The sequence below is a fragment of the Streptomyces sp. ISL-87 genome, from assembly GCF_018614095.1.
Taxonomy (GTDB): Bacteria; Actinomycetota; Actinomycetes; order Streptomycetales; family Streptomycetaceae; genus Streptomyces.
Genome location: NZ_JAGGOY010000138.1, coordinates 1 through 5,696, shown reverse-complemented (window position 1 = coordinate 5,696; position 5,696 = coordinate 1). Strand labels below are relative to the sequence as shown.

6 protein-coding genes and 1 pseudogene are annotated in these 5,696 nt (G+C 68.1%); 5 read left to right on the top strand and 2 right to left on the bottom strand.

Annotated features, from left to right (window positions below):
- Positions 1–65 precede the first annotated feature (65 nt).
- Complete coding sequence (locus J7I97_RS36360; RefSeq protein ID WP_214944238.1) at positions 66–290, bottom strand: hypothetical protein; 225 nt, start codon at positions 288–290, stop codon at positions 66–68.
- A gap of 945 nt (positions 291–1,235) precedes the next feature.
- Here J7I97_RS36360 and J7I97_RS36355 point away from each other — a divergent pair.
- The 4 genes and pseudogenes from J7I97_RS36355 to J7I97_RS36345 all read left to right on the top strand — a co-directional run bounded on the left by J7I97_RS36355 (position 1,236) and on the right by J7I97_RS36345 (position 4,081).
- Positions 1,236–2,276, top strand: a complete 1,041-nt coding sequence (locus J7I97_RS36355; protein WP_214944237.1) for a vWA domain-containing protein — start codon at positions 1,236–1,238, stop codon at positions 2,274–2,276.
- 61 nt (positions 2,277–2,337) lie between these two features.
- A pseudogene (locus tag J7I97_RS36350) lies at positions 2,338–2,878 on the top strand (serine/threonine-protein kinase); the annotation flags it as partial.
- 241 nt (positions 2,879–3,119) lie between these two features.
- On the top strand, positions 3,120–3,329 hold the full coding sequence (locus J7I97_RS39350; protein ID WP_308365192.1) for a hypothetical protein: 210 nt from the start codon (positions 3,120–3,122) through the stop codon (positions 3,327–3,329).
- Positions 3,330–3,346: 17 nt separating this feature from the next.
- Complete coding sequence (locus tag J7I97_RS36345; RefSeq protein ID WP_251059505.1) at positions 3,347–4,081, top strand: ketopantoate reductase family protein; 735 nt, start codon at positions 3,347–3,349, stop codon at positions 4,079–4,081.
- Here the strand turns inward: J7I97_RS36345 and J7I97_RS36340 are convergent.
- Positions 4,018–4,848, bottom strand: coding sequence for an alpha/beta fold hydrolase (locus J7I97_RS36340; protein WP_214944233.1), 831 nt, complete (start codon positions 4,846–4,848; stop codon positions 4,018–4,020). The genes J7I97_RS36345 and J7I97_RS36340 overlap by 64 nt on opposite strands.
- Positions 4,849–4,924: 76 nt before the next feature.
- On the opposite strand from J7I97_RS36340, the gene J7I97_RS36335 reads away from it, so the two are divergent.
- Positions 4,925–5,542: a sigma-70 family RNA polymerase sigma factor gene (locus J7I97_RS36335; RefSeq protein WP_214944232.1), complete on the top strand. Its 618-nt coding sequence runs from the start codon at positions 4,925–4,927 to the stop codon at positions 5,540–5,542.
- Positions 5,543–5,696 lie beyond the last annotated feature (154 nt).

The following is a 5,696-nucleotide window of genomic DNA, read 5'->3' as shown; positions in this document are numbered from 1 at the left end:
CCGCTCCTTCAGCAGGTCATCCGTTGTCACGTAGAGTGCGGTCGCGAGGGTGTTCAGGTTGTTCGTCACACAACGATCTTGAACACCCTCGCTCTCGTCACCGCAGGCACCCCTTGGAATTGATCATCTAGGACATGCTTGGCCACGGACACGATCCGGGCGTGCGCGTCCGGGCGGACACCGAGCTGGTGCAGCGTCTTGTTGCGGCCGTTGAGTTCGAGGTCGAGGTCCTTGGGGACGTCCAGGCCCTCGCTCAGTGGCCCCAGTAAACGGCGCGCGTCCTCGCTCAAGCCCACCGCCTCCGGCGCAGGGGCCGAAGCGCCGGACCGGGAGCGGGAGCCGGGGCGGGAGCCGGGGCGGGAGTAGGTGGCTGCTCTGCAACGGGCGGTGCCGACGGGTCGTGGGCCTCACGGCGCGTGCGGCCGGAACCCCGGTGGCGGGCGGTGCCGTGGCACCGGCTGCGGGGGCGGGCTGCCCGGCGGCCATGACGGCGGCGACCGCCTGGTCGACGCCGACACCCGCCGCGTGCGCGTCGACGAGCATGCCCTCCTACGTCCACTCCCTGACCATCGAGCCGGCTCATCGCTGCGGCCATGTCTGGCCAGGCCGGGGAAGCAAGGATCGTGCTGCAGCACACGTCCCCGCCTGCTGCGAGCGACCCCGGACGGCGGAATGCACCAGCTGCGCCTGCGGAACCCTCGTCGCGAGCCTCTGTTCCGACTGCTGCCTGGCGTACGGGCTCCGTCTCTCAGCCAGCCACGTCCGCACGGTTCACCCTGAGCCAGGGCGTGTCCGGCGGATCAAGGCCCAGATGGGCTGCTCCGCCATGTGCGGGCAGATGGGGGCTTCGATACTGGCCACGCGGGGCGCCGGTGGCGGCGCGCCATGACGAAAGAGTGCTGACTTACGCGGCCAACCCCAGCCCGCGGGCCTGCACTTCGCCTCCCCTGCCGGTGCACAAGGGGTCTCCGGCCCCGTTGGCGTACTGACCCCATCGGTCCTGGCAGCCTGACGCGGAGCTGGGCGTCGAATGGGCACAAACACCACTCGAAGGGGCGGAGCCACCAGGCAACCCGCGGACCGCCCTCCTGGATCGAGCCTAGAAGCACGGTGGGGGCAGCAGTTCGGCTGCGCCCCCGGTGGAGTGGGCGCTTCTTCCAGTCTGGGAGCCAAGATCGATTGTCAGTGGTGGGTGAGAAGGTAGGAGCATCGAGTCGGAAAGAGGGAGAGCGGTCATGTCCGGAAACCAGAACTACATCAATCACGTTGCTCTTGTGTTGGATGCCAGTTCGTCCATGTCGCACCTGAACGGCAAGGTCGTCGAAGTCGCCGACCAGCAGATTGCATATCTGGCCCGCCGATCGAAGGAACTGGACCAGGAAACCCGCGTCACGGTGTACGTCTTCGCAGACAAGGTGGACTGCGTCATCTACGACAAGGACGTGCTGCGGATGCCGTCCCTGAAGCAGCTGTACCGGGTCGGTGGAATGACGGCTCTGCTGGCGGCCACGCTGAAGTCGCAGCGGGAGCTGGCGCAGACAGCTCAACTGTACGGCGACCACAGCTTCCTGACGTTCGTACTGACCGACGGGCAGGAGAACGCAAGTCATCGCTGCCCGGATGCCCCTGCCAGGGAGCCGCGTGAACTGGTGCAGTCCGTGGCCAAGATGGTCGAGACGCAGGAGGACAACTGGACGCTCGCCGTCCTCGTGCCGGACCAGATGGGCAAGCGCGAGGCCATGCAGTGCGGTTTCCCGAAGGACAACATCGCCATCTGGGACGCCACGAGCACACAGGGTCTGGAGGAAGCCGGGCAGGTCATCCAGCAGGCAACCGAGAAATTTATGGTGGGCCGTACCCAGGGCATCCGGGGATCGCGGGCAGTGTTCTCCACGGGTGCCGATACCGTCAACAAGGACACCATCAAGGCAGCCGGTCTCACCCCGGTGAATCCGTCCGAGTACCAGCTGATTCCGGTGGCTCGTGAAGCGGCGATCCGCGACTGGGTCATCGAATGCGGGCACACTTACCGTACCGGTTGTGCGTTCTATCAGTTGAGTAAGTCGGAGAAGATCCAGGCGCGGAAGCAGATTGCGGTGCTGGAGAAGAAGACGGACCGGGTGTACACCGGGCCGGAGGCTCGATCCGTGCTCGGCCTGCCGGACACGGAAATTCGCGTCAAGCCGGACCACAACGACGATTTCACGATCTTCGTGCAGAGCACCAGCGTGAACCGGAAGCTCGTACCGCACACGCGGCTACTGCTTATGAGCTGACGCCTTGGAAGCCCCCGTCGGCCCGACCGGCGGGGCGCTAGGACGATGCGGCCGACTGTACGCAGAGGCGTTACGCGCTATCCATGGCGCGGGGATCGTGCACCGCGACCTCAAGCCGTCCAATGTGCTGCTGGCCGCCGACGGGCCCCGCGTCATCGACTTCGGTATCGCCCACGCTGCCGATACCAGCTCCTTGACCGGCAACGGCGTCATCATCGGCATCCCCTCGTACATGGCTCCTGAGCAGGCCGCCGGGCGCGGGGTGACCCAGGCCACCGACATCTTCGCGCTCGGCCAGGTCGCGGCGTACGCGGCGACGGGGGCCCCGGTTTTCGGTGAAGGCGCTTCCCAGGGCGTGCTCTATCGGATCGTCCACGAGGAACCCGATCTCACCGCGGTTCCGGAGCCGCTGACAGAGCTGGTCAACCGCTGCCTCGCGAAGGACCCCGAGGCCAGGCCGTCGATCACCGAGATCATCGGGCTCTGCCGGCTGGCGAACACTGAGACGGTGTTGCGCCGCTCCGAGGAGTGGCTGCCCGACCCGGTCACCGCCGACATGAGGGTGCGTACTGCTGCCCCCACCCTGGTCCAGAGCCATCCGACCCCGCCCTCCGCCCCGTCCGCAGTCAACGGTCCACCCAGCACGCACCAGCCCACTCAGCCCCGCGGACCGGCCCCGGACGCGGGCCGCGTGCCGATGTCGTACCGGGGACGCTCCATGCCTCCAGGTCCGCCGATGGCGCAAAGTGCAGGCAGGCGAGGCTTCATCATCACCCTCGCCGCCGTGGTCGCCTTCGGTGTCGCCGGTGCCGGCGCGTCGTACGCTCCCGCGCCGGACACCGCGTGATCTGCCTGGCACGCGAGGAGACCGCCAGTCGTCTGGGTGATGAAGGAATTCGCGTACACAGCAGGCAGTTCGGCGACTTCCATGCCACCGTCGAGGCGGACACCATGCTGCGTGAGCCGGTCGACCTGTGCCTGGTGACGGTCAAGAACACCGCACTCGACCGCCTCCCGCCCCAGTCGCTCGCCAACGGTGTGTGCTGCCCCTAGTCAACGGTGTCGAACACATGGACACCCTGCGGGCCCGCGACGGGGCAGAGCATGTGGTCGAGGCCGTCGTTCGCGTCGGGTCCACCCGCACCACGCCAGGAGTCATCGAAAACGGCAGCCCGTTCGTCGAGATCGACCTGGCCGGTCGACAGGAGCGGACCGTCCCGCTCGCCGCGCAGCTCGCGGGCGCCGGCGTTACCACCCGCGTCCTGCCGGACGAGAACGCGGTCCTGTTGGGGAAACTGGCCTTCCTTGCCCCTTCGCCTGCTCACCACCCGCCATCAGCCGCCCATCGGCAACGTCGGGGCAGAGCGGCGGGACGAGCTGACGGGCCCCTGGTTCAGGAGACCGTGGCGGTCAGCCGGGCCTGCGGCGGACAGGTAGAAGCCGCCGAAGCCTTGAAGCGGTACTACGCGTTCCCCGCCGACAGCAGATCCTCCATGCAGCGCGACGCGGAGGCGGGCCGACCACTGGAACCCGACTCCATCGGGGGAGCCCTGCTGCGCGCAGCAGAGTGGCACGGCATCCGTGTGCCGCTCACGACACATCTCCTGTCCGCGCGTGAAGCCGACGCCGAGCCGCTGGCCCACGTAATTCCCGATGCCCGCGCGCCGGCGACCGACCAGGGCGCAGGGGCGGTGCGAGCCGAGACATGCCTCGGCTCACACCGCCCGGCGTTCGGATCGAATCACCGCCCCAGAAATGCGGCGGTGGTTGCCACGAACTGCTCGGCGTCGTCGAGCCAGGGGTAGTGGCCCGCCCCCGGCTGTACGACGAGTTCGGAGTCGGGAAACAGTCCTGCGAACTCTGCCGCCGACTGCGGAGGGCTGTTCACGTCGAACTCCCCGGCGAGCAGCAGGACGGGGACCTCGCAGGTGGCGAGCGCCGCACGGGTGGAGTCCGGGCTGAAGGCGCCCTCGGCCCCGAACAGAGCGACGGCTTCCTGGTTGTCCGGCCGACCGGCCGCGTGGTGCTGCTGAGCAGCGGTGCCCCAACGGCCATGGAAGAAGGGAGCGATGGCCTCCGGGTCGCCGCCCCTACCCGTGGTGATCGCCTCCAGGGCGGCGAATGCCGTCGGATACCACGGCTCGTTCTTCCGTAGCAGCGCGAGCTCGCGTCGCATCTCCCCGGTGATCTCGATACCGACAGCCCGGGTACTTGGGCCGACCAGGGCGAGCCTGCCCAGGTGCTGCGGGTACCGGGCCGCGTACTGCGTCGCGATGTTCGTGCCGGCGGAGTGGCCGAGCAGGTCCATCCGAGGGAGTCCGAGGTGTTGGCGCAGGGCCTCCACGTCGTCGACCAGGCGGTCGCAGCGGTAGGAGGCGGTGTCCACGGGAATCGCGGACCGGCCGGTGCCGCGCAGATCCAGGATGATCAGCCGGCGGTGCGCGGACAGGCCGCCGAGGTCGCCGAGGTAGCGGGAGTCCGCAGGACCGCCGGGGATGCAGACGACCGGGTCGCCGTCTCCGAGGACGCGGTAGCCGAGGAGGGTGCCATCAGGTGCACAGAAGGTGGGCATGAGGCGCATCCTGCCACCTCATAACTTGGTTATACAACCCGGTTGTGGCCACGCACTCAGGGTGTATAACCGAGATATGACAGGAGCAGAGGACGAGGACGTACACCCCGCGCTGACCGAGGAGCAGGCCGAGCGGATGCTCGCCGAGATGAACGAGGTCATCCGGGCCGGCGAGGAGATGAGGAAGCTGCGAGCCGAGATGATCAAGGTGCTCGCCGGCTTTGGCTGGACTCAGGAGAAGATCGCCCGGCTCACCGACATGAGTCAGCCCGCGGTCTCCAAGCAGGTGACGAAGCACAGGGCAGGCGATCCGCCGCCCCCGATCGGGCTCTCCCTCGACCAGCCCGACACCCCATGGCTGGAGGGGCGGCTGTGGGGCCTCGCGGAGGAGATCTCCGAGAACTTCTACGACACCGCCCGTTGTACCCGCCACGTCAACGCCATCGCCCGGGGAAGGAAGCGCTTCACCCCACAGAATGTCGACGAACTGCGGCGCCTCCTCGAAGAGGACCTGCTGCGGCACCGGGCGGACATGCCCGGCAGCTACCGCGATGCGTACGACGAGATCAGCCGCGGCCTGGACGTCCCCGCGCAGACCCCCACCACGGCCACCGCACCCGCCTCGGTACGCCGCGCCCTCGCCCACCGCCTCCAACGCGACCGGCTCAGGGACGCCAATGCCTTCGACAACTAGGTGTATTGGCCTGCAGCGTTGTTGACGCGGGTGACGCACTTGCGGGCCGTTTCGAGGTTCGCCAGGGCGCTGAAGGGGTGCCTGCGTTCGGTCTCGGTGAGGTCCGCCGTGACCCTTGCTGGTGGCACAGGCTCTGAGAGGACGCTAAGTCCCT

Coding starts and splice junctions, on each gene's coding strand:
- J7I97_RS36355 (WP_214944237.1), top strand. CDS start 1,236: ATGTCCGGAAACCAGAACTACATCAATCACGTTGCTCTTGTGTTGGAT.
- J7I97_RS36345 (WP_251059505.1), top strand. CDS start 3,347: ATGGACACCCTGCGGGCCCGCGACGGGGCAGAGCATGTGGTCGAGGCC.
- J7I97_RS36340 (WP_214944233.1), bottom strand. CDS start 4,848: ATGCCCACCTTCTGTGCACCTGATGGCACCCTCCTCGGCTACCGCGTC.
- J7I97_RS36335 (WP_214944232.1), top strand. CDS start 4,925: ATGACAGGAGCAGAGGACGAGGACGTACACCCCGCGCTGACCGAGGAG.